This window comes from Oscillibacter sp. MSJ-31, assembly GCF_018918025.1.
In the GTDB taxonomy this organism is placed as follows: Bacteria; Bacillota; Clostridia; order Oscillospirales; family Oscillospiraceae; genus Hominicoprocola.
The window spans coordinates 1-26,541 of record NZ_JAHLPT010000014.1; the positions used below are offsets into that span (position 1 = coordinate 1).

At 48.8% G+C, this 26,541-nt stretch carries 21 protein-coding genes and 1 pseudogene; 2 read left to right on the forward strand and 20 right to left on the reverse strand.

What is annotated here, in order from left to right:
• Positions 1 to 294 precede the first annotated feature (294 nt).
• The 3 genes from KQI17_RS09570 to KQI17_RS09580 form a co-directional block, all read right to left on the reverse strand.
• A complete protein-coding gene (locus KQI17_RS09570) occupies positions 295 to 1,737 on the reverse strand; it encodes a hypothetical protein (RefSeq protein ID WP_216495935.1) in 1,443 nt (480 codons plus the stop codon).
• A gap of 217 nt (positions 1,738 to 1,954) precedes the next feature.
• Complete coding sequence (locus KQI17_RS09575; protein WP_216495936.1) at positions 1,955 to 3,295, reverse strand: Gfo/Idh/MocA family oxidoreductase; 1,341 nt, start codon at positions 3,293 to 3,295, stop codon at positions 1,955 to 1,957.
• A 158-nt stretch (positions 3,296 to 3,453) separates the two neighbouring features.
• Positions 3,454 to 4,521: an alanine--glyoxylate aminotransferase family protein gene (locus KQI17_RS09580; protein ID WP_216495937.1), complete on the reverse strand. Its 1,068-nt coding sequence runs from the start codon at positions 4,519 to 4,521 to the stop codon at positions 3,454 to 3,456.
• A gap of 393 nt (positions 4,522 to 4,914) precedes the next feature.
• Here KQI17_RS09580 and KQI17_RS09585 point away from each other — a divergent pair, with 393 nt between their 5' ends.
• Positions 4,915 to 6,141, forward strand: coding sequence for an IS110 family transposase (locus KQI17_RS09585; RefSeq protein ID WP_216495938.1), 1,227 nt, complete (start codon positions 4,915 to 4,917; stop codon positions 6,139 to 6,141).
• 471 nt (positions 6,142 to 6,612) lie between these two features.
• Here KQI17_RS09585 and KQI17_RS09590 read toward each other — a convergent pair whose 3' ends face one another.
• The 14 genes and pseudogenes from KQI17_RS09590 to KQI17_RS13905 form a co-directional block, all read right to left on the reverse strand.
• Positions 6,613 to 7,236, reverse strand: a complete 624-nt coding sequence (locus KQI17_RS09590) for a transposase (RefSeq protein ID WP_216495939.1) — start codon at positions 7,234 to 7,236, stop codon at positions 6,613 to 6,615.
• Positions 7,237 to 7,326: 90 nt separating this feature from the next.
• On the reverse strand, positions 7,327 to 9,099 hold the full coding sequence (locus tag KQI17_RS09595) for a sulfatase-like hydrolase/transferase (RefSeq protein WP_216495940.1): 1,773 nt from the start codon (positions 9,097 to 9,099) through the stop codon (positions 7,327 to 7,329).
• Positions 9,100 to 9,335: 236 nt separating this feature from the next.
• Complete coding sequence (locus KQI17_RS09600) at positions 9,336 to 10,130, reverse strand: phosphorylcholine transferase LicD (protein ID WP_216495941.1); 795 nt, start codon at positions 10,128 to 10,130, stop codon at positions 9,336 to 9,338.
• A gap of 42 nt (positions 10,131 to 10,172) precedes the next feature.
• Entirely contained in the window at positions 10,173 to 10,718 is a 546-nt protein-coding gene (locus KQI17_RS09605) for a polysaccharide biosynthesis C-terminal domain-containing protein (protein ID WP_216495942.1), read from the reverse strand.
• A gap of 29 nt (positions 10,719 to 10,747) precedes the next feature.
• Complete coding sequence (locus tag KQI17_RS09610; RefSeq protein ID WP_216495943.1) at positions 10,748 to 11,638, reverse strand: oligosaccharide flippase family protein; 891 nt, start codon at positions 11,636 to 11,638, stop codon at positions 10,748 to 10,750.
• Positions 11,639 to 11,725: 87 nt separating this feature from the next.
• On the reverse strand, positions 11,726 to 12,679 hold the full coding sequence (locus KQI17_RS09615) for a hypothetical protein (RefSeq protein ID WP_216495944.1): 954 nt from the start codon (positions 12,677 to 12,679) through the stop codon (positions 11,726 to 11,728).
• 9 nt (positions 12,680 to 12,688) lie between these two features.
• The gene (locus KQI17_RS09620; protein WP_216495945.1) at positions 12,689 to 14,077 is read right to left on the reverse strand and encodes an MBOAT family protein; all 1,389 of its coding nucleotides are present in this window, start codon (positions 14,075 to 14,077) and stop codon (positions 12,689 to 12,691) included.
• Positions 14,078 to 14,303: 226 nt separating this feature from the next.
• A complete protein-coding gene (locus tag KQI17_RS09625; RefSeq protein ID WP_216495946.1) occupies positions 14,304 to 14,693 on the reverse strand; it encodes a VOC family protein in 390 nt (129 codons plus the stop codon).
• The gene (locus tag KQI17_RS09630) at positions 14,693 to 14,932 is read right to left on the reverse strand and encodes an acyl carrier protein (RefSeq protein ID WP_216495947.1); all 240 of its coding nucleotides are present in this window, start codon (positions 14,930 to 14,932) and stop codon (positions 14,693 to 14,695) included. Before KQI17_RS09630 ends, KQI17_RS09625 begins: the two co-directional genes overlap by 1 nt.
• Positions 14,933 to 14,947: 15 nt before the next feature.
• Positions 14,948 to 16,726, reverse strand: a complete 1,779-nt coding sequence (locus tag KQI17_RS09635) for an HAD family hydrolase (RefSeq protein ID WP_216495948.1) — start codon at positions 16,724 to 16,726, stop codon at positions 14,948 to 14,950.
• 67 nt (positions 16,727 to 16,793) lie between these two features.
• Complete coding sequence (locus tag KQI17_RS09640; RefSeq protein WP_216495949.1) at positions 16,794 to 18,104, reverse strand: hypothetical protein; 1,311 nt, start codon at positions 18,102 to 18,104, stop codon at positions 16,794 to 16,796.
• Positions 18,040 to 18,909: a glycosyltransferase family A protein gene (locus KQI17_RS09645; protein ID WP_216495950.1), complete on the reverse strand. Its 870-nt coding sequence runs from the start codon at positions 18,907 to 18,909 to the stop codon at positions 18,040 to 18,042. The genes KQI17_RS09640 and KQI17_RS09645 overlap by 65 nt, the downstream gene beginning before the upstream one ends.
• 12 nt (positions 18,910 to 18,921) lie before the next feature.
• On the reverse strand, positions 18,922 to 19,842 hold the full coding sequence (locus tag KQI17_RS13900; RefSeq protein ID WP_371821983.1) for a glycosyltransferase family 2 protein: 921 nt from the start codon (positions 19,840 to 19,842) through the stop codon (positions 18,922 to 18,924).
• Positions 19,825 to 20,463: pseudogene (locus KQI17_RS13905) on the reverse strand (sugar transferase); the annotation flags it as partial. The pseudogene KQI17_RS13905 and the gene KQI17_RS13900, both read right to left, overlap by 18 nt.
• A 505-nt stretch (positions 20,464 to 20,968) precedes the next feature.
• On the opposite strand from KQI17_RS13905, the gene KQI17_RS13660 reads away from it, so the two are divergent.
• On the forward strand, positions 20,969 to 21,388 hold the full coding sequence (locus KQI17_RS13660; protein ID WP_253285762.1) for a hypothetical protein: 420 nt from the start codon (positions 20,969 to 20,971) through the stop codon (positions 21,386 to 21,388).
• A gap of 234 nt (positions 21,389 to 21,622) precedes the next feature.
• On the opposite strand, the gene KQI17_RS13665 is transcribed toward KQI17_RS13660, so the two are convergent.
• From KQI17_RS13665 to KQI17_RS09665, 3 genes are all read right to left on the reverse strand, one after another.
• A complete protein-coding gene (locus KQI17_RS13665) occupies positions 21,623 to 21,883 on the reverse strand; it encodes a hypothetical protein (protein WP_253285763.1) in 261 nt (86 codons plus the stop codon).
• 227 nt (positions 21,884 to 22,110) lie between these two features.
• Positions 22,111 to 24,006 (reverse strand): nucleoside-diphosphate sugar epimerase/dehydratase, encoded by a 1,896-nt coding sequence (locus KQI17_RS09660; protein WP_216495952.1) that lies wholly within the window; start codon positions 24,004 to 24,006, stop codon positions 22,111 to 22,113.
• Between the two features lie 243 nt (positions 24,007 to 24,249).
• Positions 24,250 to 26,121, reverse strand: coding sequence for a DnaB-like helicase C-terminal domain-containing protein (locus KQI17_RS09665; RefSeq protein ID WP_216495953.1), 1,872 nt, complete (start codon positions 26,119 to 26,121; stop codon positions 24,250 to 24,252).
• Between the last annotated feature and the right edge of the window lie 420 nt (positions 26,122 to 26,541).

Here is a 26,541-nt window from a genome sequence, read left to right on the forward strand (position 1 = left end):
TCATTCTGCTTACCCCCACATACTATGTCTCGGGAAGTGTCGAGATTTCTCGATACCCCCCGAGACAGTATGCCATATCTGTTCCAGCCGGTACAGGTACGGGTTATTTACCGTTTACTACCTTACAAAGCGCCACCCGATTACTCCCTCATTGTAGCTTAGGCATGAGAACGAATAAAGCACGCCTAGTTGACGTGCTTTACCCGGCAATTATATTGTAGTAGCGTCAAATCTAACTGCGTATAAAAACGCCGCCATCTCAAGGAGCGATATCCTCCCCCCATTGCCCTAACATCAATTTTCGATCACCACTGCGCCAACAATGGTCCCTTTCAAATTCTGAATGACTTCGATTTCTTTCAATACCTCTGTATAGCGGGAAACTCCGGCCTGCTCAACTAAAACGACCGCGTCACACTGCCCAACCATGCGAATCGTATTTGCATCAGACAGGATATAGTCGCCATTCATAAATGACTTTCCGGAAAGCGCAGCCTGGAACATCTCACAGGCGTTTTTGATATACTCAGTCTCTGCCCCACCTGCTACGAGAATAGTAGAAGCATTCGGACAGATTCCCGCCAGATAAGATGCGGCCACAGAGTATCCACTCGCTGTATCCGTTGTTGTAGAAAGCCCCTCTTTTCTACGCAGTAGCAAGTCAAGCTTACTCATTTTCTCAATCTTTTTAACATCACCGGGAAGTGCGCCAAGGATTCTCATTCTTGTCCGCTCTGCCAGGCAGTCAGCCGAGTAAACATTATCGCTGATGACCACCTGTGAAAAAATAACACAGCAGGCTATCACAGCGCCAAGAATGGCTCCGATAATCATCGCTTTAATACTCTCTTTTAGGATAGCGCTCACGGTATAGGTAGGTTCCTCGATTTGCGCTGATTCCTTTGTCAGAGCTTTATACCGCTCCTGTTCATCAGAGAATTGTGTTCTGAGCTCCGTCAGCATATCCTTTTTGGCTTGCTGCGTCTGCGCCATTCCTAAATCAGCGGTTGTATATGCGCTATCGGTCAGCTGTCCGATACGATGATCATCAATTGTTGCCGTAATTTTCTCTTTATTATTGGTAACACAGTCATCCAATAAGCGCAGGATCTTCTCTGAATCCTCCAGACTGTCAGAAATCACTTGAATGCTGAAGGTTCCATAACCATCACTCCAAACAGACATGATCTCCTGCAAATACCGCAGTTCCATATCAATCTTGTCGCAAACAACGAGAAGATTGCTTTCGCTTGTCAGAATTTCCATATATGTGTTCACGATCATATCTGTATAATCGCGGTTTTGATAGGTCATTTCCGGCATGATTTCATAATCCGTCTTCACATAATATGTAGCCTTTGCAACCGCTACATTGTACGGATCGATATGCATATAGCGGGAATTATCCACATACTCCTGCTGTTCCTTCAGCTCCAGGCTGAGGTTTTCCATTCGGTGGCGGCAGTCAATCCGTTCCTGAAGATTGTTCGCAACCAGCATTTTATATGCGGACAACGCCAGAGAGACTTCGTCTGAATCGCGCATGGACAGAGCAGAACGCCCAACCTTTGCGGCACCGCCGACAATTGCAATAGCAACCATCCATAAAAGAATCGATTTCCACTTCCTGCAAATCGCCCAAAATAGCTTCGCAAGATCAATTTCCTTTGTCACGCTCTGTTTGCTATGCTCATTCATTTCAACTTCCTCTTTCTTATTTGCTGCTTTTAAAGCCATTTTTCAAGTATGCCCCGCTTACATCAACGGAATAGCTCGAAAAGAATCTGCCGGCCTGCGTTTTCTGCCATTGTTTCTGTTTACAGCTGTTTTGCTTACCCGGGGGGCTTCCCTTCGCGGCTGGCTGCGCGCGACCTTTCCCCCGCTGTTCTTCGAGTATACTTACGGAGGGCTGCTATTGCAATATCTTTTTCTGCATCCACGATTTCAACATTGCTTACAGCTCATGTATCTCGCCAGCTTGGTACTGACGCATTAGCTTTGCGATGGCCAATGAAATATCTTGCGACACATAGTTTGATTTTTTGCCCTGGATAACAGCTTTCACAAAAGCGACAAGCTCATATCGTATTCCTTCTCCATCAAGCTGATAGAAATAGCGCTTATTATTCTCCTGATTTTCATATCGAATTTCAAAATAATCGGTTTTCCACCACGGAGCGGGAACATACAAATATCCTTTAGTTCCAGAGATAATGAGTTCTCCTTCTGATTTCACGCCTCTTCCTACTTTTAATGATGCGACCGCGTTATTGTAAATAAAATCAACTTTTGTAAACGCGTCAAACATATGCTTCTTATCCAGAAGCAGGCTGCTGATACTGGCGAATTGATAATTTGTACCTAAAATTTGGAAGATTGGAAGTACAGCTGTAGGCCCCCACGCACTGATACTATTCCAGATTTTATCATAGTCCTTTTCAGATTCTATGCTCCTGATGCTGGTGCAGGTAGCATCAATAGATACGGGCCTTCCGATTTTTCCGCTTTTCACAAGTAACAACAGGCGGTTATACGCGGTGGAATACGCTGTCTTGATTGATTCCATGAGTACGACGTTATTTTTATCCGCCAGTTCAAAAAGTGTCTTACACTCTTCTTCCGTCAATGCTATAGGAGCTTCAACCAACACATGCTTGCCTGCAGTCAATGCCTGTTTAATTTGTTCGAAGTGCATTCTTGGGTGCGATATGATGTAAACTGCATCGCTATTCTTTAATAGCTCTTCGTAGTCACTGGTCATAAAGTCTACTTTTTCTGATGCATACTTCTTTATTGAGTTACTGGATGAACATATGCCGGAAATAGTAAGTCCATTGACATATTGCGATTCATCAATAAATTTATTTAGGACCCGTTCCTCCCCATCACTGACGAATCCAATCTTTATTTGCCTCTCATGTGTACGTATTTCGGTACTGGATACACCTTCTGTTCGGGGAAGGTAAACCACTTTACAGTACTCGTTCAGATAGTCAAAATATCCGACCCAATCGGAGCCGACAGCAAAAATATCAACATTATATCGCTGAATATCATCTATTTTTTGACCTTCGTACTCCTCGACAATTACCTCATCGGGTATTCCGGTAGCTTTAACGGCTTCGATCCTTTCCATAAGGGATTGCTGAAGATTGATCTTCCCCCTGGTTTTATCATAGTCATCCGAGGTTACTCCAACGATCAGGTAGTCTCCCAGAGCTTTCGCACGTTCCAAAAGCCTGATATGCCCATAATGAAGCAAATCATACGTTCCATATGTGATAACCTTGACCATATAAGCCCACCTCTTTATTGTTCTGGTTCTAGTAGTGTTTTTTGAACTTGCCCATATCCTTCATCTGTGCATACGCTGCCCATCGGAGCGTCTGAGTCAGAAGGAGTGAGAAGCTGCGTTTCTTCCAACGACCACCGGGGCTTTCGTACGCTCCGGAGTTAAAGCAGGCTTCTCTCCTTCATATCATGCAGAGCATCTATCAGCTTCTGATTATCCTCTTTTGTGATATGGCCTATGTGTCCGATGCGGAACACTTCATCTGCCAGTTCCCCGCCATTTGGGCAGCCCCAAATCTGGTATTCATCTTTCAGGATTCTTACGATTTCTTTAGCGTGGCCGTTTACAGGGCGGAGCGCTGTGACTGCGTTTGACGGGAACTCTGAAACGAATTCAAACGGTAAGTCTTTTATTCCGTTTCTGAAGTCCGCGGCTACCGAAGCAATAATATTGCGTTCTTCCTGTACTCCTCCCCGAGAAATAATACCCTGAAGGCGGGTGTGGATCTGAAGCAGCGTAGTAACGGCAGGGGTAAAAGGCGTCTGTCCTCTCTGGCCGTTTTGCAAAGCCTGCTTTAGACTCAGGTACATACAGACTTCCTTGTTTTCGTCAATTCTTCTCAGCGCTTCCGGCGTCAGTGCCATAACAGCCACACCCGGCTGAACCGCAAGGGCTTTCTGAGAGCCGGTGATTACCGCGGCCGCACCGAGCTCGGTCATATCCAACTCGTCTGCAATAAAAGAAGAAATGGCGTCAACAAGAAGGAGAATGTTATTCTCTTTGCAAAACTCCGCCACCATCTTCATGTCGTAGAGAACACCGGAAGAAGTCTCATGCATATTGATCAGGAGTGCCGTGTTGTCTTCAAGACCATCTAACTGCTCTCTTCTGAGCTGCTTTCCGAATTCGCACTTCACTTCTGTAAACGGTCTATCATGCAGTTCCGCCAGCTCTACAAAACGATGGCCAAAGCTACCGCCATTAATCACTATGACCCTGTCATTCTCGTTGAGGATATTCATGACCATGGATTCCATTGCGCCAGTTCCGGATGATGTCAAGAAAACACAACGAGAATTCTTTGGCGCATTCAGCATTTCCAGAATCATCCGTTCATTATCCAACATCACTTCTGAAAACTCCGGCGTTCGAAAATACGGCGTTGAGCGGTTCGCAATCTCTAGAACATCCGGCTCAGACATCACCGGTCCAACTGTGAAGTTAAGCATAGTATTATCTCCTCCTACAATATAGTTTAGGTGATAGGCGCGGTAGCCAGCCGCGTCTTTTTCCATCTCAAAGCCGAAGCTGTTAGAATGGGAGAGTAAATGGCCTGACAGTTATCAACCTGGGCCAACACGCCCGCTGAGGAGTCCGTCAGCTGCCTCTCTAGTTCGCAGCATTCGATTTGCGCAGGTAGAGCCACTTCGTCGGGACAAGCGTCATATCCCTCGCTTTCGCCTATCGGCGGAAGCTCGCTCAATACGCTGTCCCTCCTCTCCCCACCGAGTTCGCTTCGCTGCAGCTCTGCGGGGACCCCGAAAACGCTCGTGTCACCCAGGAGATTGAACAGACAATGAGGAAAGGGCGGAAAGCCATATCCAATCAGAAGGAGGAACGATATGAACGAAGTTGGGATCGATGTTTCCAAAGGAAAAAGCATGGTGGCTGCCCTGCGCCCAATGGGTGAAGTGGCATTGCTGCCACTGGAATTTCTCTACACTGAGGTCGGTCTGGAGCAGATGGCTTACGCCATCCTTGCGCTGGGGGAAGATACCCGCGTCATCATGGAGGCCACCGGACGCTACCATGAGCCGGTCGCGGCGGCGCTGCACGAATACGGCATTTATGTCTGCGTCCTGAACCCGCTGTTCATCAAGCAGAGCGGAGGCGGTTCTATCTGCAAGGTCAAAACGGATAAGGCGGACGCCATGAAGATCGCCAAATACGGCCTTGACAACTGGGTGGATCTGCGGGAATATACTCCCATGGACACGGTAAGACAACAACTGAAGCTGTGCAGCCGCCAGTACAACCTCTACATGAAAACGGTGGTATCGCTGCAAAACAATCTCATTTCATTGACCGACAAGACCTTTCCCGGTGTGAACGAACTGTTCTCCAGCCCGGAACGCGCCGACGGTCACCAGAAATGGGTGGACTTTGTCATGACCTTCTATTACTGTGACTGCATTTGCCATGTCAGTGAAAAAGCATTCACTGAGCGTTACCAGAAGTGGTGCAAACGCAAGGGTTATCATTTCAGCGCAGAAAAGGCGCTGGATGTCTATGCCGGAAGCTGCGGCCATTTCACCACGCTGCCGAAGAATGACAACAAAAAGCTGCTCATTACGACCGCTGCCCAGCAGCTTCTGGCAGGCAAGATGACGTTGGCCGCTCTGCGCGCCGAGATGACGCGCCTTGCAAAACAACTGCCGGAGTACGATACCGTGCGCGCCATGTACGGTGTTGGCGAAACCACTGCCGCGCAGCTCATGGCTGAGATCGGCGATATGCGCCGTTTTCTACGCCGCAGCTCTATTGTGGGCTTCGCTGGCGTCGATCCGGCTGTAAACCAGTCCGGCAAGCACGAGGCGCAAAGCATACCTACGACCAAACGAGGCTATCCGCATCTGCGGAAAACGCTGTACCAGATCATCTGTACATACCTGAGAAAAGCCCCGGCAGATGAGCCAGTGTACCAGTTCCTCGATACGAAACGCGCGGAGGGCAAGCCTTATTTTGTCTTCATGACAGCTGCGCAGAACAAGTTCCTGCGCATCTACTACGCCAGCGTGAAGGAGTGCCTTGAGGCATTCGACGCGCAGCAAAATTCCGCGCAGAGTTAAGCAAACAACCAACTTCATCACGGCTGGCGATGCGATTTTTCTCCAGCCTGTTTTGTTATGCCCATTTTCAGTCTCGTAAATTTTGCGGGATTTTTTTCATTTCAGCTATTGACTTTTGTTGGACTCCCCAAATATTTTGGGATATTTTGCCTAAAAGTACACCACATTGGATGTGCTTTAGGACCTTTCACTTCAGATAATCAACAACAGGCATTGGTAGCGGACATAAGACTTTTCAAAATTTGCAGTTTTTTCCTCTACGGGTAAAGATGGGTATGCCAAAGGCAACGTCTTGCTTTCGTCATGACGGCCTATACGTTTCCCACTCATCCCGTGGCAGCAAACCTCCCATGTCCAACAGGATCATCCACACTATGGCGGAGTCCTCAATTCCTTCGTTCTACCTGCCTACAGATGGGTACCGCTGCTACTCGTATACGGAGTCTTGCCCCCAGAAGGAATAAAACGCGGCTAACTGGCTCTGCTTTGTTGTTGATTCGCATTCCTGCAATCCGGCACCACTGAATGGCGGATGTTTTCCCAGATGCAGTTTTGAGACTGCTTACGCGGCCTGCTGCTCCTGCGGTCGACAATATCCGTGCGTAGCATGTTCGCGTCATAGTCCACGCCGTGCGTGAGAATGGCGTAGAAGATGTGGATCAACTTGCAGCCTACCTCCACGACAGCTTGCTTACCCTTGAGCGGATTCTTCTGCCGGGTCATGTAATAGTGATACACCTCCCGGAACTCATCGTTGCTCCGTATCAACGGCATGACCGCTTGGAACAAGATATCCCTCAGATTCTTCCGTCCACGCTTGCTGATGGAAGATTGACCCTTGTGCTTGCCGGAACTGTTCTCCTTGAGTTCCAGCCCATCCATCTTCTGAATCTGCTTCGGCGAGTCAAAACGTCCGACGTCGCCTACCTCCGCGAGGAGACCTACCCCCTTGATGGCGAGCAGCTTCTCAACGTGCGGCATTTCCAGCGTTTCCGCTTCCAGAACCTCTGTGATTTGCTTTAAGTGTCCCTGCTTTCTTCTGAAATCCTCCAAGAGAATCTGCAAGTCCGGCCTTGCACAGATGCCACCATCCATTCCGACGCTCTTTTGCGCGGCCTCTACCAGGGTATTCGCCCTCTTGTTTTAGGACTTGTTTTGCTCTTGGATGTATTCATAAATGTACTATCAGCCAACTGACTGCTGAATTTGCCGTTTCCTTTCAAGAATGGTTTCAAACAACCTTTGGACCTTCTCGTTGTCGTGGGGCTTTCCGACCAGATTCTTCAGCTGAAGCGGATCGACTTTCAAATCGTATATCTCAGATATAATGGCATCAGAAAAATCATCTAATGTCCCCATCGTGCCGACAAAATATTCCTCATCAAAGGATGCTAGCTTCAGTTCTCTTCTCCCTAGGTCAGGACAGCCTCCGCCGCAATACTCAATTTTCAAGTGATCATACTTGTCATTCCGCAGTACAGAGTGTCCTGTATACACATCCGGAATAACGCCGTCCACCAAATCGCATATGGTTGCCGGGATATCCTTGCTCTGGCACAATTTTTTGATGCTCAGGCCCAAATGGCCGGCGCCGGTCACTACAAAAGGTATGTTGTAATTCTCTAAAAACAGATTGACGACTGCACTGTCCCGCAATGGGTTTCCGCTGAACGAAAATCCGTGATCCGCACAAACAATCACGACCGTATTGTCACCCATCTTGCGTGCTTTTAACTGCTCATAGAAATACTGAATGACTCCGTCAATGTAATGGAGTGAAAGGTCATGAGACAGGCTGCCGTAATAATCCTTCGGGATCTGATCCAGCAAAGACTGCGCTTCTAGCATCTCTTTATGGAGTAAGTCTTTATCTTCCGAGTCGTACGTAAAAAAAACTTCCGGATTATGTACATCACACACGTGAAGAAGAGCAAAAAACGGCTTTGAATCAGCTGAACGGTGGGTTGTCCAATCAAAAAAGTAATCTACCTCCGCCCGCAGACTCGGTGAATCCTTGAAATGATCGCAATCTTTATCGATACGGTCAAACAGATCCAGATCGAATAAGCTATTAGCGGACAAAAGGCCGGCTTTCGCAACGTTTTTCAGGTTTTCCTCATTCGGGTGCCTGATAAACCTACCAAGCTGTTTAAATGGACCACTCAAAACGTGGCTTCCATTTTTCATGTTCAGACAAAAGTCCATTTTCCTGATCCTTTTGAACAGGGGCCTGAACTCCTGACGGACAAACAAAGTGATCTCTCTGTTCTTTATCTTCCCTCGCTGGGCAAATCCATCTATTTTGTATATCGGATGTGAATGGCCCGCTTGGAGCAGCTGCTCCAGATAGCCTCTCGGGTTTTCAAGAAATGCGTGATACTGTTCTTCGACCTGCCGCTTGACCTCTGAGGGGTCATACTGGGGGGCGTTATTGCCTATCATACTTGTTGAGAAGGACTGGTTGATCAGGGCGTTTGTCCATTTCAGCCAGGAAACAAGATTGTCCCTTATGATCTCTTCCAATATGACATAGTCTTCTTCGGTGATTTTCCCCGCATGATAAAGCTGACTATAGTGCTTTACGCGGTACGACCACAGTGCGCCGACGTCATATCCAACTCCGTTGACACTCACATCAATTCCCCGCGCGACGGAAGAAGGATGGCATTGCGGCTCATACGAATTTGTAAAGGTTTCAAAGCCCTTATCATGCATCGCTTCAAACAATGTAAGCGGGGTGTCCTTATATCTGAATATGTACCCACCATAATCAAGAACATCCTGACCGCAGATCAGGCTCATCAGCGCCGCTTCCGTGTAGGGTGCCTCCGAATACATGTTTTCACATGAAAAGCCTTCTTTTTTGAGTGAAGACAAAAATGGCATGAGCTCAATCTTTGAAGCTTTTACATGGCTGTAATTCAGCGAATCTATTAGCAGGAAAACATAATTTTTCATCTGTGAAGCACCTCAAACTTGTTTACGACTAACATCTATAAATCATCAACCATATGCTACATTTGCGCTTTGCCAGACTGAACCTGCCGTTGTCACGGCTTCGGCACTAGAATGCAGTTCATACATTTCCGTTTCCAGAACGGTTTTGCCTGCGCCTGCGTTTGAATACCCTCATCGCACCACAGATCAGGCTCAATGGCTTGTCCTGCCGGTTTTTTTCAATTGTTCAGCAGATATCAGTCAAGATAATAGGCATTAAAGCTATGCCTGGAGACCCGCTTCTCAACGGGCGGCAATTGCATATAATCACCGTAAGCTGCGTGCAGCCATTCGTCGTACCGAGCCGGCGCCCGGTATTTCTTTCCTTCAAACTCAACGTAGATAAAGTCTGTGAAAATACTTTTATCGGCAGTTACCGTATAGGAATCTGTAAAGTTTCCGATTTTTCCGGTCTCTGTATCCTGATATTTTCTCGCGTTCTGAATAATCTTCTTTTCAAAATATCCGGTAGGGATCAATCGCATTGGAACATTTGCCATGTAAATCAGAGCTCTCCGAAGAACGTTTCCGCTGGGCCTGTGGCGCCACTGCAAGCTTCTCATCTTCAGTAAAAAGTCACGCCTTTGGAACATCCGCCGCACTTCTTCTTCGTCTTCAGGCGCATTATCATAAACAAAAAGGTCAACATATACGGCTGATTTGTATCCGTGCTCATCCGGCTCATACAGGACCGTCTGCGTATCGATTATCTTCGCAAACGGGAAGCTGTAACTGGGATCGTTTTCAACACTGTATACCTTATACCGATCATTCTCCTCATTAAACAGCTTCATAAAGATGTCATAATCCTTGCGAAGCATTCCGGTATCAACGTCATCATCCCAGGGGATATATCCCTTATGCCGGATGGCGCCCAGCAATGTCCCCCAATCCAGCCAATATTGGATGCCGTGCTTCTCACAGAATTGGGACATCACATCTAAGATTTCAACCTGAATTTTTTTGAGCTCTTCTGTATTTATTTCTCGCATAACGCTATCCCCTTATACATTGTGGTAGATGTGAATGAGAGGTCACTTTCTCAAAAACGACAGCCCGATATGGGCCACTTTTTTTGCCTGCTGCGTGACGAAGTCGTCTCTGAATAACAAACAAAGCAAAAAGTAGACAAACACGGCTCCGCCAAACTCGATCATTACTTTTGGGATCTCCCCGCAGACCAGGTAATTGGATACCAGCCGAATATACATATACATAAACGCAGCGGAAATGAAATACTTTGCGGAGGAGGTAAAGATATAACGGACCTCTATCTCTGTCCTTGCTTTCCAAAGCAGGATGACGGCAAGAAGCAATTCCGCGCAGATCGAGGATATGATCGCCCCCGGAGTACCAATGAGCTGGATCAAAACATAGTTCATCACCACGTTGACAGTTACAATGATGATATAGTAATAATCCATGATTTTTTGCAGACCGTACGGAAAGATATAGATAGCCTGAAGGAGCCCGCTGACGGTCAAACAAGGCACCACCAGCGCAAAGATGTTTGAATAGCCGACAACCGCTTCGAATCCTTCTCCAAAGAACAGAGGGACAAAATCTTTTGCGATGCCCATAATTCCAAACATAATGGGCCAGCACAGAATCATGGAAAGGGAGATAAATATTTGGCTGTATTTCTTATAGACCTCCCGATCCTTTTGGCCATATGATAGGACATCCTCGTACGCATGATCGTAAAGGACGAGGTTGAGACAGCCAGAGCGACTTTCACCAGCTTTTCCGCAGCCTCATACAGGCCGGTTGAAATTTTGGTGGAGTCAAAAATGCCCAACATAGTCTTATCGATCATCGAATAGATGGCAGTGGCGATAGTGGGAATAAAGTAGACAAAGGACTCCTGTATTGCCAAAACCATTTCACCCGGATCTATTTTTGTGATCTTCACATTCCGCAATACCACAGGAATGTATACAATTGAGATTGCCAGGGGGATCGCCGTATAGAAAACGATATACAGGGGCAGCTGGCTTTTCTCGTTTATAAACAGAAATGTGGCGGACAGATAGGCCAGCTGGGAGACGATTTCGCATATGGATATAAACTGGTATTTTTCGATGCCCTGCAAGAACCATATCGGATTGATCATATTCCGGATAAGATATATCAGCCAACACAGGAAAATGATCCTTTCAAAAGGGTCAGAGACAGCAATCACCAAAAATGCGGCATATATGAGCGTACTGACTGCGGCCAGCAAAAAACGCGCGATGTAGATCGTCCAAAAGCTTCTGCTTCTGGCTTCAAGCTCGTCCTTCTCTAACGCGATTTTTCGCTGTCCGTACATGTCTAATCCCAGGACGCCGAATACAGCAAAGTAATATACAATAGAAAATGTGTAACTTTTTACCCCTAAATAATCTGCACCGAAGACTCTCGATATTTTGGGGGTAATGATCAGCGGAGACAAGACATTTACGGCCTGATATATAATGTTGAAAATAATATTCAGTTTTAGGATTTCTTTTCCTCTCATTCCGTGTTATACATTCTCCTCAATGATAGCTGTATTCATCGGATGACATGTATTTCAAATTGCAAGTTTGGATTTACGGATACATGTTCATCTCAAATAGGAATTGCTCGCGATAAACTGTGCCAAAAAGTCGGTGGATTTTGCTGCGCCATTGGAATTCAAATGATTTTCATCACGAAAATCCGAATTGGGATCGATCCCGATTTCCGTTAAATAATCATTCATATCCAGGTAAGTAAGACCATTCCCTTCCATAAAAGCCTTTGCTGAAGCGGACTCGTTCTTCGTCCAGTCGGCAGATGGCGCCTTAAAATAGACAATTTCAATACCATTTTCTTTGCAAAGTTCATTCATGGACAAAAGCGCTTCCTGGTTTTCGACCGGAATCTGGAGGAACTCTCCGCTTGCGGCTGTCTTATCAAATACGATTTCTTGAGGGGCGGAGTTTTCCTCGCTTGTGAATCCCCGGTCAGCACCATCATAAACAAAGAAGAACCAAGGATAATATACGAAATCCGTCAGCCGCAGGCTGTTCCATCTGGAATGATAGGCGAATAAGGGAACATAGCTGTATTCAAAAGCCTTTTTCTTGTCGCCTTGAAAAGTAGCCAACAATGAACGATATTTATCCGTTGATGCGCGCATGGGCGCATAATTCCATGCAACGGTTGAATCATCAATGGTATCGTTTGGTTCGAAAATCTCGCATACCTCTACAAAAACAGCTTTTGGGTTCTGCGTCTTTAGCGCCTCTATCAGATAGTAATAGCTCATGGACAGCCTCTGGTCGCTGGCGCCGAAATCGTACGCATGAATACCGTGCTCATTGTACAGCCTCGGCGCATCCACGGTACAGAACATCTGGCTTGGCCCGACAAATAAAACATCAACCGAGTTTTTTTCTAACGCGTAATAGCCTTCAACCTTGGTCGTTGAATCGCTTCCGTATTGAGGAACCAATACCGTCTGAATAAGCGTAAAAAGGATAACAAATGCAAGCGCGGTTAAGCAGCCCCGTATGATTTTTTTTGTTATATTCATAATTTTCCCCTAAAACTCAAAGTAAATGAAGTTACTGGGATTATACTGGCTGCCATATGCGCCAAATACGATCAAAGCAAAAATCAACGTGAAAAACAGGACACATTCAGCTATGTAGCCTCTGCTGATGGCGCTGTCACGGATGGAAACGCCTTTTTCGTGAATCAAATCAACGCAAACAAGAATTACAGCGCATAGCAGAATGTAGAACATGAATATTGCTCCTGAAATACCAGCTAAAGCACTGCCTTCTGTGAAGATTTGCGTGACCTGACTGACGTTGATCCCCCCGCAGAATATACGTCCAATGAATCCGAACGCATCCTTCATGCTTGGGGAGTTAAAGAATATCCATGCGAACATCATCAACACAGTCACTCTGCAAGATTGAAAGACGTGCCAACCAAGGCTGTCCTCATTGATTTTTAATGCGGCTTTGACCTTTGCAGAAACCGGAGCAGTGATTTTACCCATGAAGATATAGAAAAACTGCAATAGTCCTACGCTAAAGACATAAGTGATGCCAGCTCCATGCCATGTTCCGATCAAAGTCCACAGAATCAGCATTCCAACATAAGTGGGGATATTTCTTCCTGCCTCTTTACTGACCGTCTGTGTTAACCACTTACCAAAATCTTTAAAGACATGTGATTTTAAAACGGGATAAAATACATAACCTTTCAGCCATGCCCCCAAACTGATGTGCCATTTTTGCCAGAATTCAGAAATTTTCCTTGAGAAAAACGGCTGATGAAAGTTTTCCGGGATCTCAATTCCGAACAATTGACCGATACCGGCCATAATATCCATGTATCCCGCAAAATCCGCATAAAGCTGAATCGCAAAACAGAAGGTTGCCAGGATAATCGCTGAACCTGAGTAGTTTCTATAATTGGAAAACACTTCGTTCACCAAAATGCCTACCTGGTCGGCGATACACTTTTTCTTGACGTATCCCCATAAAATGCGAAGAATGGCTTTCTTTGCGGTGACAAAATCAAGCTTCGATTTTTTATCCCTGCAGATTTGCGGCATCAGAGTTTCATAGCGGTTAAAAGGGCCTTGCATAATGGACAGGAAGAAAACACCATACAGAATGACCTTCAAAGGGTTACGCTCTGCCTGGATCACGTCTCGCTGGACATCGGTAATATACCCGATCAGCTGCAATGAATAATATGAAATTCCTAACGGCAGGATAATATTTTCAGCAGTCCAAATGTTTACGTGGAACGTATGGTTCAAGTTGATGGATAATTTGCCATAATACTTGCACAAAAAGAGAATAAATACATTGATTACGATGGCCAGTATCAAGTAGAACCGTTGTTTCTTTCCATAGTATTCTTTTTTTTCTTTTCGCTCCTCTTTCGTGGCCAGCGCTTTATGAGCAGTCATCCAAGAGGACAGCATGTCCTTTTGGTTCTGTATCTGAATTGCAAAATAATATGTGATCAGTGCTGTTGCAATAAGAACGAATATCCCAACTACACTAAAGCTTATATAGAAAATAACACTGGCTATCAGCAATACCACCCACTGCAGCTTAGCCGGTATAATCCTATATATCGTTACAGACACGATCACGAATAGTATGAATTGAAAAGATGTAATACTCAATGTCTTATTCCTCTACTAATTCTATCATTCCGGCCCGCGCACTTATGAGAAAAGCGACTCTTGCAGTCTTTCCGATAACCGACGCCGGAGCAGGCTCAAGAAAGGGCATAAATTTCTCGGTTTTTAAAATTGCAACCGCATCTTCAAGATGCTCGCATTTGTAACAAATGTGATAGGGCGCATTATTATATTGCTTCAGGAGGGGATAAAGAGAAGAATCCTTTGCAGGCGCAATTAATTCCACACAATATCCGCCATTCCTCATAAAGCATAAATATGCATTCCGCCCGGCATCCCATGTCGCTGGGATCGTAATTTCATACCCTAATTTTTGGAAGCTCTCGATGGACTTATCGATGTTTTTCACCAAGTAGCCAATATGATGCACTTCCATTAGAGCTCTCCCGCAATATAATCTACCATCTCGCCGACATTCTTCATCTTAACGGTCTGTCCCATAGAAAACTCGATATCAAACTCATCCTCAATTGCCGCCAAGAGAGAAATGTGGTGCAAACTATCCCAATCATCGATATCCTCAGCAGTGGTGCTTTCGCCCACAGTCAGGCTGTCATCATCGAAAACATCCCGAAATACCAGGTTTAATCTTTCAAAAATCTCTTCTCTGCTCATGGTACGATCTCCTTTTTATCTGTTGATCTCAATCTTCGGATTCTTGGACTCATAAGTATTTACGTCCAGTTTCCAAGTCGTATTTTTCTCCTCGTCCGATGCGATTTTTTCAAATCCCATCCGGCCATAGAACTCTTCGACCATATGATTCTTTGCGGTTGGATAATAATAACCAATGATGGATTGAATGCCCGCTTCCTTTGCGTCCGCGACCAGCGTATCCAGCATGGCATCCTCCACACCGCGCTTTAAAACACGGCAGCTCATCAACCACAACCGCATGTGAAGCTCCTGGCCTATGATCTCGCCCGAAACCACACTGACGACGCCGTTATCCCCAAACTTATCCTCCAATTTTCCATAGAGGCAGAGATAATTTGGGGACTCCTGCATACGGGTAATGTCACCCTCGCTGCAGCGCAGAGTGGTCAAGTTGAACTGGTTGCTCTTGTTTGTAAGCTGAGCGATCCTCTGATAATAAATGGGCTCAAAGCAGCGGATGGTCGCTTTCATATTCAGACTTTTCAGAAAGTCCTCATAGTTGCCGAGTGATTGCTCCAACTGCGTTCTCTGCGCATTGGCCTTGTACATCTTCTCCCTGGATAAATCATCCGCGGACAATGAAGTCACTTCAAAAAAGCCATTTCGATCGATCACACGAAGGTAGTTTTCAACCTTATCCATGACCGGGACAGCTACGCCGAAACCAGACTGAATCATAATTTCCCGCTCGGTCGGATTGTCATCCGCAAAAACAAAACTATCGATACCGAGATTCAGCTCAGATGCAATTTCCCGCATATTACGGTCTTTGTTTTCCCAGTTTGCTTTTATGACAATAAAATCGTCTGGCCGAAGAATTCCATCCGGATGATTCAAGCCGGCAATCGCGTTTTCCTCATCATTTTTACTGTTTACCGCAAGTAATACTCCGATAGATTTCAGTTCCTTAATGTACTTCTGGAATTCACTGTATATCTGCCCCATCGGGACCTCCGGCCCTACCTGAATTCCTTCCACACCGTCATCTCCAACAACCCCGCCCCAGAGGGTATTGTCGAGATCGCAGACGAGCACTTTTTTATTTTTTCCATATATACTCTTGATGATATCCGCAACGCTTTTTGTCAGGTAAGGAACTCCTTCTAAGCAGAGGCTGTATTTGTACATATGCCAGAAAAGAGGGTTGCTCCAGGCGTCCAGACCAAACGAAGCGGCTAAATAGTCCACATCATTGACATAAAAGCCATTATGGGTCTGAGAATACTGGTACAGCTTCTGGTTGAGCCGGGAAATAAAATTCGTCTTCCCTCTGTAATCCGAAATGTCGCTGTTGCCCAGCAATCTCCAACCCGGACGGTCAAAGTTGTCTTGAATCACCGGACAACCAAACCGTTCCTCCAGCTTGTCCCACATGACGGAAAAATGTGAGAACTCGGCTTCCAGCATCGCGTCAACCTCCGCGACTGTATTCGCGGTTGTCGGAAAATTCGTGATGTTCCGCCAATTCGTGTGGATATAAATAATATCAGGTTTAAAAGTGTCTAATTGCTCATTCCCGAACATGGCATCCTGCCAATATTGAGCGTATTCGGATTGATAGAAAACAGGTTTGATCCCATAGTGCAGCAGAAACAGCTCCAACTGATCTACAATTTCATTGGTTGTTGATCCGCCAAGCACCGCGATCCGTTTTTCTACCCAAGAGTTTCCGCTGGATAGTAACTCTTTCTTTAGTTTTATTTTTTTTCTCAAAAGGGTTTTACTTTCAAATGGATATTGTAATTGTTCCATATTGCTCTCCCTTGTAAGTACATATTTCTGCTTTTCGTTTTTTCTTACAAAAAATATCCTGTCAATTCTATTCTCGAAGATCTTTGTTTTCTACCTCTATATCGGAAGAAAAATCAACTAATTCAGCGATGATCATCACGATGAGGAAACCACCCGATACCATGGTAAACAGGAATGCACCATCATTAAACGAAATAAAATACAGGATATAGATGGCGGTCATTGCATTTTTTACATCGCCGCTGAAAGACTCCATTTTTTGGGAGACGATAATTAAAATAATAGCAAGCAAAAATGAAATGATGAATACACCGGCTACGCCCAAATTCGAGTAGGCATCTGCAAAAACTCCTGTATTTGTCCACATATTGGGCTTGTCAAAGTACTCCGCGCCAATGATGTTAAATACATTCGTCTCATAGACACTCTTGATGCCAAATATTCTTGCGATGCTGTTCTGGGAAAAATACACATAGGGATTCTTCGAAAAGAAGTCAAAGAAAGCACGCTTAATGATGGCCGGAAAAAAAATCGTCCGGTCTCCAATCAATGCGTATGGCATCAGTCTGCCTGTTGCCACCTGGATCAGATCCACGAAAAGCAAAGTGCCCGTTAATCCGGCGATAATCAGCTTCCTCAAATCGATATTTTTAAAGAATTCCAAGCCAAACAGAACAATGGGTATGAATAAAAACGTTTTGAATCCAGATATACTGTAAATGTAGAGCTGGATAAGAGCAAGAAATGCTAATTTTAAGTATTTTTTCTTTTTCCAGCATACCACCATATAAAGCGGACAGATAATTTTACAGGCAATGCAGGTCAGAATACTATCAAACGTAGAAAACCCAGAGTCGGCTCTGACTAAATAAATGGACTCAAAGCCCAACAGCGAAAAACTGGGCAGCCGGAATTTCATGAACATATACAAGAACATTGCAATCAGGAAGAGCCACCCGGCGAATACAACGCGGAAATCCTGATACGGCAATGATTTGATTGAAAAGGCTTTTAACGTAAATCGCCGCGCAATGATATCGATAAACAAAAGGGCGCTTATCTGCAAAAAAACCATCCAAAGCTTACACTCGGGCCAAAACTGATATAGCGTCACAAACGGTGCCATACTTAGAAACAACATGATATAGCTGAATAGATTTACGATTTTGCATTCATTGCTGTGAATAACCGCGAAAGTCCCCAAATAAATGAGCCATCCGAGCATGATGCGATATAGCATGATCTTGCATTCGATCCCCAGATATCCAAAATACCGCACTTCAAATAACCCATACGACGCGTCCAGTACGATTTTATAAATGATGGCCAGCAGTACCTGGCCGGCATCCAGTTTTTTGGCTCCTATTTTTAACTTCATGTAGTTCCTCACTGATATAACGGATTCCTTTGTACATAGAGCGAAACACTTCTGTTTTACTCATACCGGCAGACATATATTCCGAATGCCGTGCCAATAAAGCAGCTCCCATAGGGACGGCCAGTTTTCCGTAAGCCACCGACAGAAAAACGCCCTTATCGAAAAAATACTTCTCGTTGTATCCATGAAACCATGACGACTCCCGGTCGTTAGACAAATAAGCGATGGAGACCGGAACGGCAAGGATGTTTAAACCCTTATCCAGACACTCTTTCAGAAAGAGCGTATCTTCCCCGGCCTGGTGCTGCGTTCCACCTCCGAAATTCAAGTTGAACCGGATGCCCAAGTAACTGACAATCTGTCTTCGAAAAGCGATCCTTGCCGCGCCATAATTCATATAGTTCCATTGATTAACGCGGACAACCTTCCGATTCTTGCGTTCCTTCTCATATCCGATACTGTCCAGGTCGCCCAGATTGAAGATGATTAGATCCGCTTTCCGATACTGCTCAAACAGAGAAGCTACTTTATCAACATACCCGTCATAAAAGACCATGTCATCGTCCGCAAAAACGCAAATATCAGCTTCGGCATGATCCATTACCACATTTCTGTTTTTTCCTACACCCTTTTCGTTTCTTGAAAGCACCATTCCCTGCTTGCCGTCACACACAACGGACTCCATTCTATCAGCATCACATTGATTGCCGATGACGAAGCTGGATTGGATATTCATTTTCTTTACCAGAGAGTCCACATCCCGCAGATGCATTGTGGTGATCAGCACTTCAACGCTTTTTTTCACGATACCTGTCTCCTATCTGTGTTCAAGAAACATCTTCACACATGCGACTGGCGCCGAGGCAAACGATTGCACTGCGTTCTCAACGAACGGAACCATGTTCTTTCGCCGCATCTCCGCAAACGCGAGCACAGCATGGTGGCGCATCTTAACATAGCGGATATCCGCTTTTGTTAAATAATCATAGTACTTCTTTTTATCTTCAAAGAGCGCGTTTTCGCCGCGGACTTTACTGTCTCCGCTTGAGAGGCCGTTTAACTCCCCGGAGTGCACATAGGCCTTGACATAGCAATGGTTCGAATAAGTGAATGTTCCGCCGGCTAAAATGGCCCCTTTCATGAGATAGAACTCATCACCCACATTGATCCCGGGAAAACCGCCAATATTGCGCAGGTAATCCGCTTTGAACATAAAGGTATCTGTACCGGTCATGTGCTGAAGCAAATGGTAGCGCATCAGATCCTTTGCTTCCGTCGATTTTATATATGTACGGATCCTTCTGTCGATCAGCTCTCCGTTTTCATTGTACAGGTACAAATCAGTAATGCCATAATCAGCGCCGGAGGAAATAATATCCTTCAGTTGCATTTCGATTTTGGGAGGAAGATACACATCATCGTCATCGAGGAACGTGATATACTGGCCCTTTGCCTCGGCGATCCCCCGGTTTCTTGTCGCCGCGGAACCCATATTGTGCTCATTGACTATGTAATGGATGGAAATCTGATCTTTGAATTCATCGACGATAGCCTGCACCTTCGCCGTCCACTCCCCATCGTCATTATCATCTACCAGAACGACTTGAAAGTTCTGATACGTCTGTGCGGCAAGAGAGGTCAGTGCGTTGCGGAGCGCCTGATCCCTTCGATAGGTGGCCATGACCACGGAAACAAGCGTATCCTCCGGAATGCTGATATCGGCAGAATCCTTTTTCATGGTTCCTGTCCCGCCTTCGACAACAGAATCATCACCGACAAACACTCCGATGGAACCGAAGAAAACCTTGGCATCCATCTTGAGCCCGAGCTTCTCAACATACTCTCCGTCGAGCTTCGCCTTGACCGGAATTTCAAGCTCATCCCGTCCGTTGATCTGCGCCCAGCCAGTCAGGCCGGGTTTTACGTCATTGACGTGATACTGATCCCGCTCCGCCGTCAGGAGGTCCTGATTCCACAGACCCGGGCGGGGGCCGATCACGCTCATGTTGCCGATGAAAATATCCCAGATCTGAGGGAGCTCATCCAGGCTGTGCGCCCGCAGGAACTTCCCGACTCTCGTGATATACTGCTCCGGATTCTCCAGCTGATGCGTGGGCACATCATGCGGCGTGGACATTTTCATGGAACGGAATTTGTGGAGCTTGAAATACTTCTTATTCTGGCCCACGCGTTTCTGAGTGAACAGGACAGGACCCGGGTCGTCGATATTAATCGCGAGAGCGATCCCCGCAAGAACCGGAGACAACACGACAAGCCCGCCAAAGGAAAGAATGATATCGATTCCCCGCTTTACATACTTTCCGTAAAAGCTCTCTTTATAATCGGAGTCTCCGACCACTTCCAGATGGCCCTTCACCCCGTCCGCGTTTTCGGGGTCTTCCCCGTTTTCTATAAAGACGACCTTCTTGCCCTCCAGGGGGTTTTTCTGCTCCGGCTCATTTTCAAAGGTGCTGTCCCCTTTTTTCTTATGAGCGACAACGGATACCGCTGCAAAAGCTGTACCAAGCACAGCTGCTGAGACCCCTATCACCGCTTTCCAGTTCATCTTGCCCATATTCCAAAATACTCCCCTCTTATACCGACTCTTTCAACTCAATCGGCTACCCGTCCGGGTCCTCGCAAAATGTGAATCTCCTGCCAAACCAGTCCGCCCTGATTTCTTCACACGCAACCTTTTCGACAGTCTTCGTTAAACCGTCCACACAAAAACAAGTATGCCTCAGGTTCTTCGCTTCCTGCGCGTTTGCCCTTTCAGGGGAGGCCATGGAGGTATTTCCAGAAGCACATAACCGCACCCCATGAAACAACAATGTCATAGGACCCCTTACAGCAGCTTCAATATTATGAAGCCGCTGCTGTCCTACTGGGCCTATGACAGCTTTCCGCAACAGATGGACAATGCGGAATTAAAGGCTGTGATGGCGGGTTTGGCGCGACCTCCGAACGGGATGGGCGTAGTAGATTCATCCTTCATCGGATTGGATTCTACTCCTGTCATGACAAACACAAAGCAAAACAATCCGAAATCCTTTGCGAAAAACAAATTCTCCAAGGAAAACCAACCGAAAAGCGCTCCGGATTGTACGCTCAGCGTCCACTCCGCCTCCAATCTGCACAGCGAGCACCGGTACGAGTTCTACTGGAGCTATAAAAACCATGTGCTGGTGGACTGTATCTCTGGTCTACCGTTGTATGAGCTGACCAATCCGGCCAACACAGCGGACTCCACCGTTGCAATTGACATCCTTGCCGTATCCGACTAAGTCATCTTCTGGCAGGTGTGTTCCTTCCTTGCGGATAAGGGTTATGACGCGAAAAGCATCTACAATACCGCGAAATCGGTCTATGCCGGTGAATCTTTTATCCATCTCAAAAAGCACGGAGCTGAAAATAAAGCGCTCCCTGTTGGCAATCCGGTCTACGAAGCTGGCATTGCCATGCACATGGACAGCAAAACCACCGACAATGGACGCACCCGCCAGAAATATTGCTGCCCATTATGTCAATCCAAAACCGGCGCTTGCCCCTGCGGCCACAAGAACTGGAATAATGGCAATAGAAGCCATGGCTGCACCAAATACAGAACCAATCCCACAGGCTACTGGCTTTCCATTGACCGCAGTTGCCTCCATTTCAAACGAACCTTCGCTTTGCGAACAGAGTGTGAGCACTGCAATTCCCGCTTCAAATCCACAGGCCAGAAACGGTTGTGGGAACGCAACAGCACAAGCGCGATAGGCCTCAATCCGCCGGTGCATATCTCTGTATTGGTGGTTGCCCTAGCCGCTGTTTTACCAGGTTATCACTCCTGCCGCGCTGCAAAATCACTCAGACGGTCTGCCTGACCACCCACAATATTGCCTTTCTCAGTCCCGGCTTTCTGCGGAGACTGGTTTTTGTGCGCCTTTATCTTGCCGTCCGGCGTTTTAGCCTTGTTGACACATTTCCCCTTCGTTACTCATTCCGTGTTTTGTTCCTCTCTTGATTATACTGGTATATATTCCCCGCTCTGCTTTGGGAGCTCTACCGTCTCGCCCTGTGTCCGGTTGACCTCGTCCGGTTCGCGGAAGGTCGGGACGACGCGGTGGAGCGCGGCGCGGAGCTTGTCCGCGTTTTCCGTTTCCAGCGCGGCGCGGAGAACCTCCAATTTATCCTCGAGTTCGGCAGGGGTGACGAGCGGCTGATACTCGACATAGATCTTGTCGTTCGCCGTCTTTTCCGTGTTATTGCCCGCGATGAGCAGCTCCTCATAGAGCTTTTCGCCCGGGCGCAGGCCTGTTTCGATAATATCGATATCGACATAGGGTTCATAGCCGGAGAGACAGATCAGGTTCTCGGCAAGGTCGAGGATCTTCACGGGCTTGCCCATGTTGAGCACGAACAGCTCGTTTTGCTGCGCCATCGCGCCCGCCTCGAGCACGAGCGACGCGGCCTCGGGAATGGTCATGAAATAGCGGATGATGCGCGCGTCCGTCACGGTGACGGGGCCGCCCGCGGCGATCTGGCGCTTGAAGAGCGGGATGACCGAGCCGTTCGAACCGAGAACGTTTCCGAAACGGACGGCAGCGAAGGTGGTGTTCGAGCATTGCGCCATGGACTGCACAATCATCTCGCACAATCTTTTGCTCGCGCCCATGATATTTGTGGGGTTGACCGCCTTGTCGGTCGAGATCTGAATGAACTTCTGCACGCCGTAGGCATCCGCCGCGCGGACGAGGTTGAGCGTGCCGAAAACATTGTTGCGGATCGCCTCCTGCGGGCAGGACTCCATGAGCGGAACATGCTTGTGCGCCGCGGCGTGGAACACGACCTCGGGACGGTAGCGGTCCATCAGGCGCATGAGTCGCGCGCCGTCGCGGATGGAGCCGATCTCGACCGCGAGGTCAAGGTCCGCGCCGTATCGGAATTTCAGCTCCTGCTGAATGTCGTAGGCGTTATTCTCATAGATGTCGAAGATAACAAGCTTTTGGGGGGAATATTTCGCGATCTGGCGGCAAAGCTCTGAGCCGATGCTCCCTCCCCCGCCCGTAACGAGAACGGTTTTGCCGCGTAGCAGAGCCTCGACCGGCGCGGGGTCGAGCGTGACCTCGTCGCGGCCGAGCAGATCCTCGATCTGCACCTCCCGCAGCTGGGAAACGGTTGCAGTCCTGCCGATCAGCTCGAGCGTGCCGGGGAGGGTCATGACATGGATGCCGCCTTCGCTCAGGCATCGCAGCACCGCGCTGCGCTGCGCGTCGGGCATGGAGGGGATGGCAAAGATGGCGTTGGTCAGGCCAACGGCGGACATCTTCGCGACCGCTTCGTCCAGCGTGCCGCGCACGGGAACGCCGTGGAGCATTTTGCCGCGCTTGGTGCGGTCATCGTCGAAGAAGCACTCGGCGCGGTAGCGGCTGGCGGGATTCTGCCGAAGCTCCGAAACGAGCTGCGCGCCCGCCGCGCCCGCACCGAGAATGGCGACGGGCACAAGCGAACTGCGGTCACGCCGCAGCATTCGCGTGCGGTAGCCGCGGTAGAGAAAGCGCACGGTCAGCATACCGAGCACCCACGCGCAGGCGATGCCGAGGAGCAGGACGAAGGACATCGTCCCCATCGACGAAACACGGGCAATGACCTCGTAGGCGGCAAAGCCGCACAGCGCCGCGGCGAGCAGGCTCAGGTACTCCTGACTCTCGGCATAGCGCCAGAGGCTGTCGTAGGTTTTGAACACGAGCTGGAAGAACACCGTGCTGAGGTACAGCAGGGCAATGTGTCCGCCAACGTTACCCGTTGTGCCAACCTCTGCATAGTCGAAGTGGGAATAGACGAGCAGGAAGAATGCCACAGATGCCGCGAAGATCAGCGCATCGCAGAGAAAGAGAATTTCTTTTCGGAATCGATTCATGGCTGTCCTATCTGCGCGGCGCGCCCCGTCCGCCAGCCGCGGAGGGGGATCGTTCTTTTCCATGGGAAAAGAACACAGCGCCGGCGCTGTGAGTCTGCGGATTTTCTTCGTTGCTGCAATCCGCATAAAATTCAATTTTATCTTACACGCCTTTTCGTATATTTGCAAGTCGAACCGACCCGCTTTTTCTTATTTTCTGTCGAATGTAACAGAAATGTAATATAGCTGAGGCTCGGACAAAACTCATGTGAGTTCCTCAAAGCAGGAGTAGGCGGGATAGTAGCGGTAAGGAATGGGCTGCGGGATGGCGGCGGAGCGGTTCTTGAGGATGCGCAGCTCGATCTCGCGCGGGTCGGCGCGCTTGGCTTCGTCGATGTTGAAGCCGGGTTTGCCCGCGCCCTTGGCCTGAAGGCCGATGAGGACATCGGCGGAGTAGTCGATGCCGCCGGACTCCTTGAAGGCGGACATGGAGACCTCCATATTATAGTTCTCGCGGTTGAAGGAGGAGATGGCGAGGATCGTCAGCTCCTGCTCGCGCGAGAGCTTCTTGAGGGAGCAGACGATGCGGTCGAGGTTCTGCTTGTCGGTGAAGTGGACATCCACGGGGGCGATGATCTGGAGGTAGTCGATGAGGACGACGGGTCGCGTGCCGGTCTCGCGGATGTGGCGCGCGACCTCGGCGCGGATAAAGTCAAGGGAGGTCTCGTGGTCGCCCTCGCGGAACCAGAGGTGATGGGCGTAGGAGCCGTAGCGCTGTTTTGCTTCGGCAAGGTGCGTGACCTCGGCGGGCGGATAGTGGGGGTAGCGCTTGCCGTCGAGCACCCCGCGCACCGTCTTGGAGAGGGATTTTCTGGGGGTGGCGTCGGCGAGGAAGGTCTCACGGCTGACGGAGCGGGCCATGAGCTCAAAGGCGGTCATCTCGAGGGAGAAAATGAGGACATCCCTCCCCTGCTGCGCGAGCTGGTCCGCGAGCTGCATACAAAAGGCGGTCTTGCCGAGGGACGAGATCGCGCCGAGGACATAAAAGCCGTCGTAGAGGCCGTCGTCGAGCGCGCGGTCAAGTGCGGGAAAGCCCGTGGAGAGCGCGGGTCGCGCCGCCTGCTGGGCGATGTAGGCGTCGAGCGCGTCCATCTGACCGCCCGCGGAGAGCGTATCGTAGGCAGGCGGCAGGTGCGCCAGGCGGTCGGTGCAGCACTGGGCGAGAAAGTCGGCGGCTTCGCCCGCGTCGGCGCAGAGCAGCTCGTTGAGATCCTTGCCCACGGGCAGCGGCGGGCAGCGGTAGAGCCAGGGGAATTCATCGCTGAGGGCGGTGGCCCACTCGTCGCCTGCGCGGTCATTGTCCGGCAGGAGCAGAATGGGGGCGTAGGGCGCGAGGGTGCGGAGGAGCGCGGCAATTTTGGTGCGGTTGCCGCTGCCGTTCATCGCGCAGGCGCGGAAGCCGAGTTCTTCGGCGGAAAGCGCGTCGAATACGCCCTCGACGAGGAAAACGGGCTCGTCTCCGCGCAGAAGGCTGCTTTGAAACAGCGGGGACGGCACGCCCTTTTCGTTGAGGTATTTTTTTTCGGCGGTGGAGCGGCGGACGACGTGGCCGTCATCACAGGGCAGAACGACGCAGGAGAGTGCGCCGTCGTAGCCGAGGGAGAAGCGCGCGGCGGTCGCTTCGCTGATGCCGCGGGAGGAGAAGTAGTCGGTTTTGGTGCGGTTTGCGGCGCAGGAGGCGAGGTAGGTGGCGGTCTGCTCGGGAGTCATGGTGAGGTCTCCCCTTTCGGTGTGGGCTGCGGGTCGGTTCTCCCCTCCCCTGTCGGCGGCGCGGCGCGGCGTTTCCGGTGCGGTGCGGGAAACGGTCACATCGCCATGCCCGTAGAGGCGGCTCGCCTCAGCCAGCGCCTCGAGCGGCGAGGAATAGCCGTGGTCTAAGGTGAGGAGGTCAAAGAGGTCGTAGTCCGCACTGCAGGCAAAGCAGTGGACCTTATGGCGGCGCGCGTCGTAGGCCATTGAGGGGTTGCGGTCAAGGTGGTCCGGGTTCAGGCAGCGGAAGCGCCGCCGCGGGTCGATGCCCCTGGCGCGGAGGTAGTCGAAGAGGTAGGGGCGGAGCGTGTCGAAGGTGTCGGGCATGGGAGAAGGCTCCTTTCGGTGAGCGTTTCTGAAGATAGTATAGCACAGCCACCCTCCGGAGCAGGTTCGGAGCGTGGCCGTAATTTATCTTAAATATCCATAAGGAGAATAGGGTCGGACAAAGGGGGAAGAAATCCCCTTAAAAACCGCAGAATGGGAGAGCCGCGAAAAAAATTTCTGCACGGGTCGAAGCAGGAACTGCACGGGTTGAAGTCGTTATTGCACGATACGAAGTGGGAGGAAAAGGTGTAGTATGCCCGCTTTGTGGAGCGTTTATGCACATTGGGCGGAAAAAGGAGCGGTTTTTTTCGGTTTGGGGCGGTGCGGACGCGCTCTTTTGCACAGAAAGGCGCGGAGGCGGGGAAATAGGCCGGAAATGCGGCGGTTTGGACGGTCGGCGTGCGCGGAAAAGCGACTTGC

Bases quoted from the DNA above. Each gene is read 5' to 3' on its own strand.
- KQI17_RS09570 (WP_216495935.1), bottom strand. From the start codon at position 1,737: ATGGCTTTAAAAGCAGCAAATAAGAAAGAGGAAGTTGAAATGAATGAG.
- KQI17_RS09575 (WP_216495936.1), bottom strand. From the start codon at position 3,295: ATGGTCAAGGTTATCACATATGGAACGTATGATTTGCTTCATTATGGG.
- KQI17_RS09580 (WP_216495937.1), bottom strand. From the start codon at position 4,521: ATGCTTAACTTCACAGTTGGACCGGTGATGTCTGAGCCGGATGTTCTA.
- KQI17_RS09585 (WP_216495938.1), top strand. From the start codon at position 4,915: ATGAACGAAGTTGGGATCGATGTTTCCAAAGGAAAAAGCATGGTGGCT.
- KQI17_RS09590 (WP_216495939.1), bottom strand. From the start codon at position 7,236: ATGGATGGTGGCATCTGTGCAAGGCCGGACTTGCAGATTCTCTTGGAG.
- KQI17_RS09595 (WP_216495940.1), bottom strand. From the start codon at position 9,099: ATGAAAAATTATGTTTTCCTGCTAATAGATTCGCTGAATTACAGCCAT.
- KQI17_RS09600 (WP_216495941.1), bottom strand. From the start codon at position 10,130: ATGCGAGAAATAAATACAGAAGAGCTCAAAAAAATTCAGGTTGAAATC.
- KQI17_RS09605 (WP_216495942.1), bottom strand. From the start codon at position 10,718: ATGGGCATCGCAAAAGATTTTGTCCCTCTGTTCTTTGGAGAAGGATTC.
- KQI17_RS09610 (WP_216495943.1), bottom strand. From the start codon at position 11,638: ATGAGAGGAAAAGAAATCCTAAAACTGAATATTATTTTCAACATTATA.
- KQI17_RS09615 (WP_216495944.1), bottom strand. From the start codon at position 12,679: ATGAATATAACAAAAAAAATCATACGGGGCTGCTTAACCGCGCTTGCA.
- KQI17_RS09620 (WP_216495945.1), bottom strand. From the start codon at position 14,077: ATGACTGCTCATAAAGCGCTGGCCACGAAAGAGGAGCGAAAAGAAAAA.
- KQI17_RS09625 (WP_216495946.1), bottom strand. From the start codon at position 14,693: ATGGAAGTGCATCATATTGGCTACTTGGTGAAAAACATCGATAAGTCC.
- KQI17_RS09630 (WP_216495947.1), bottom strand. From the start codon at position 14,932: ATGAGCAGAGAAGAGATTTTTGAAAGATTAAACCTGGTATTTCGGGAT.
- KQI17_RS09635 (WP_216495948.1), bottom strand. From the start codon at position 16,726: ATGGAACAATTACAATATCCATTTGAAAGTAAAACCCTTTTGAGAAAA.
- KQI17_RS09640 (WP_216495949.1), bottom strand. From the start codon at position 18,104: ATGAAGTTAAAAATAGGAGCCAAAAAACTGGATGCCGGCCAGGTACTG.
- KQI17_RS13900 (WP_371821983.1), bottom strand. From the start codon at position 19,842: ATGAAAAAGGATTCTGCCGATATCAGCATTCCGGAGGATACGCTTGTT.
- KQI17_RS13660 (WP_253285762.1), top strand. From the start codon at position 20,969: ATGAAGCCGCTGCTGTCCTACTGGGCCTATGACAGCTTTCCGCAACAG.
- KQI17_RS13665 (WP_253285763.1), bottom strand. From the start codon at position 21,883: ATGCACCGGCGGATTGAGGCCTATCGCGCTTGTGCTGTTGCGTTCCCA.
- KQI17_RS09660 (WP_216495952.1), bottom strand. From the start codon at position 24,006: ATGAATCGATTCCGAAAAGAAATTCTCTTTCTCTGCGATGCGCTGATC.
- KQI17_RS09665 (WP_216495953.1), bottom strand. From the start codon at position 26,121: ATGCCCGACACCTTCGACACGCTCCGCCCCTACCTCTTCGACTACCTC.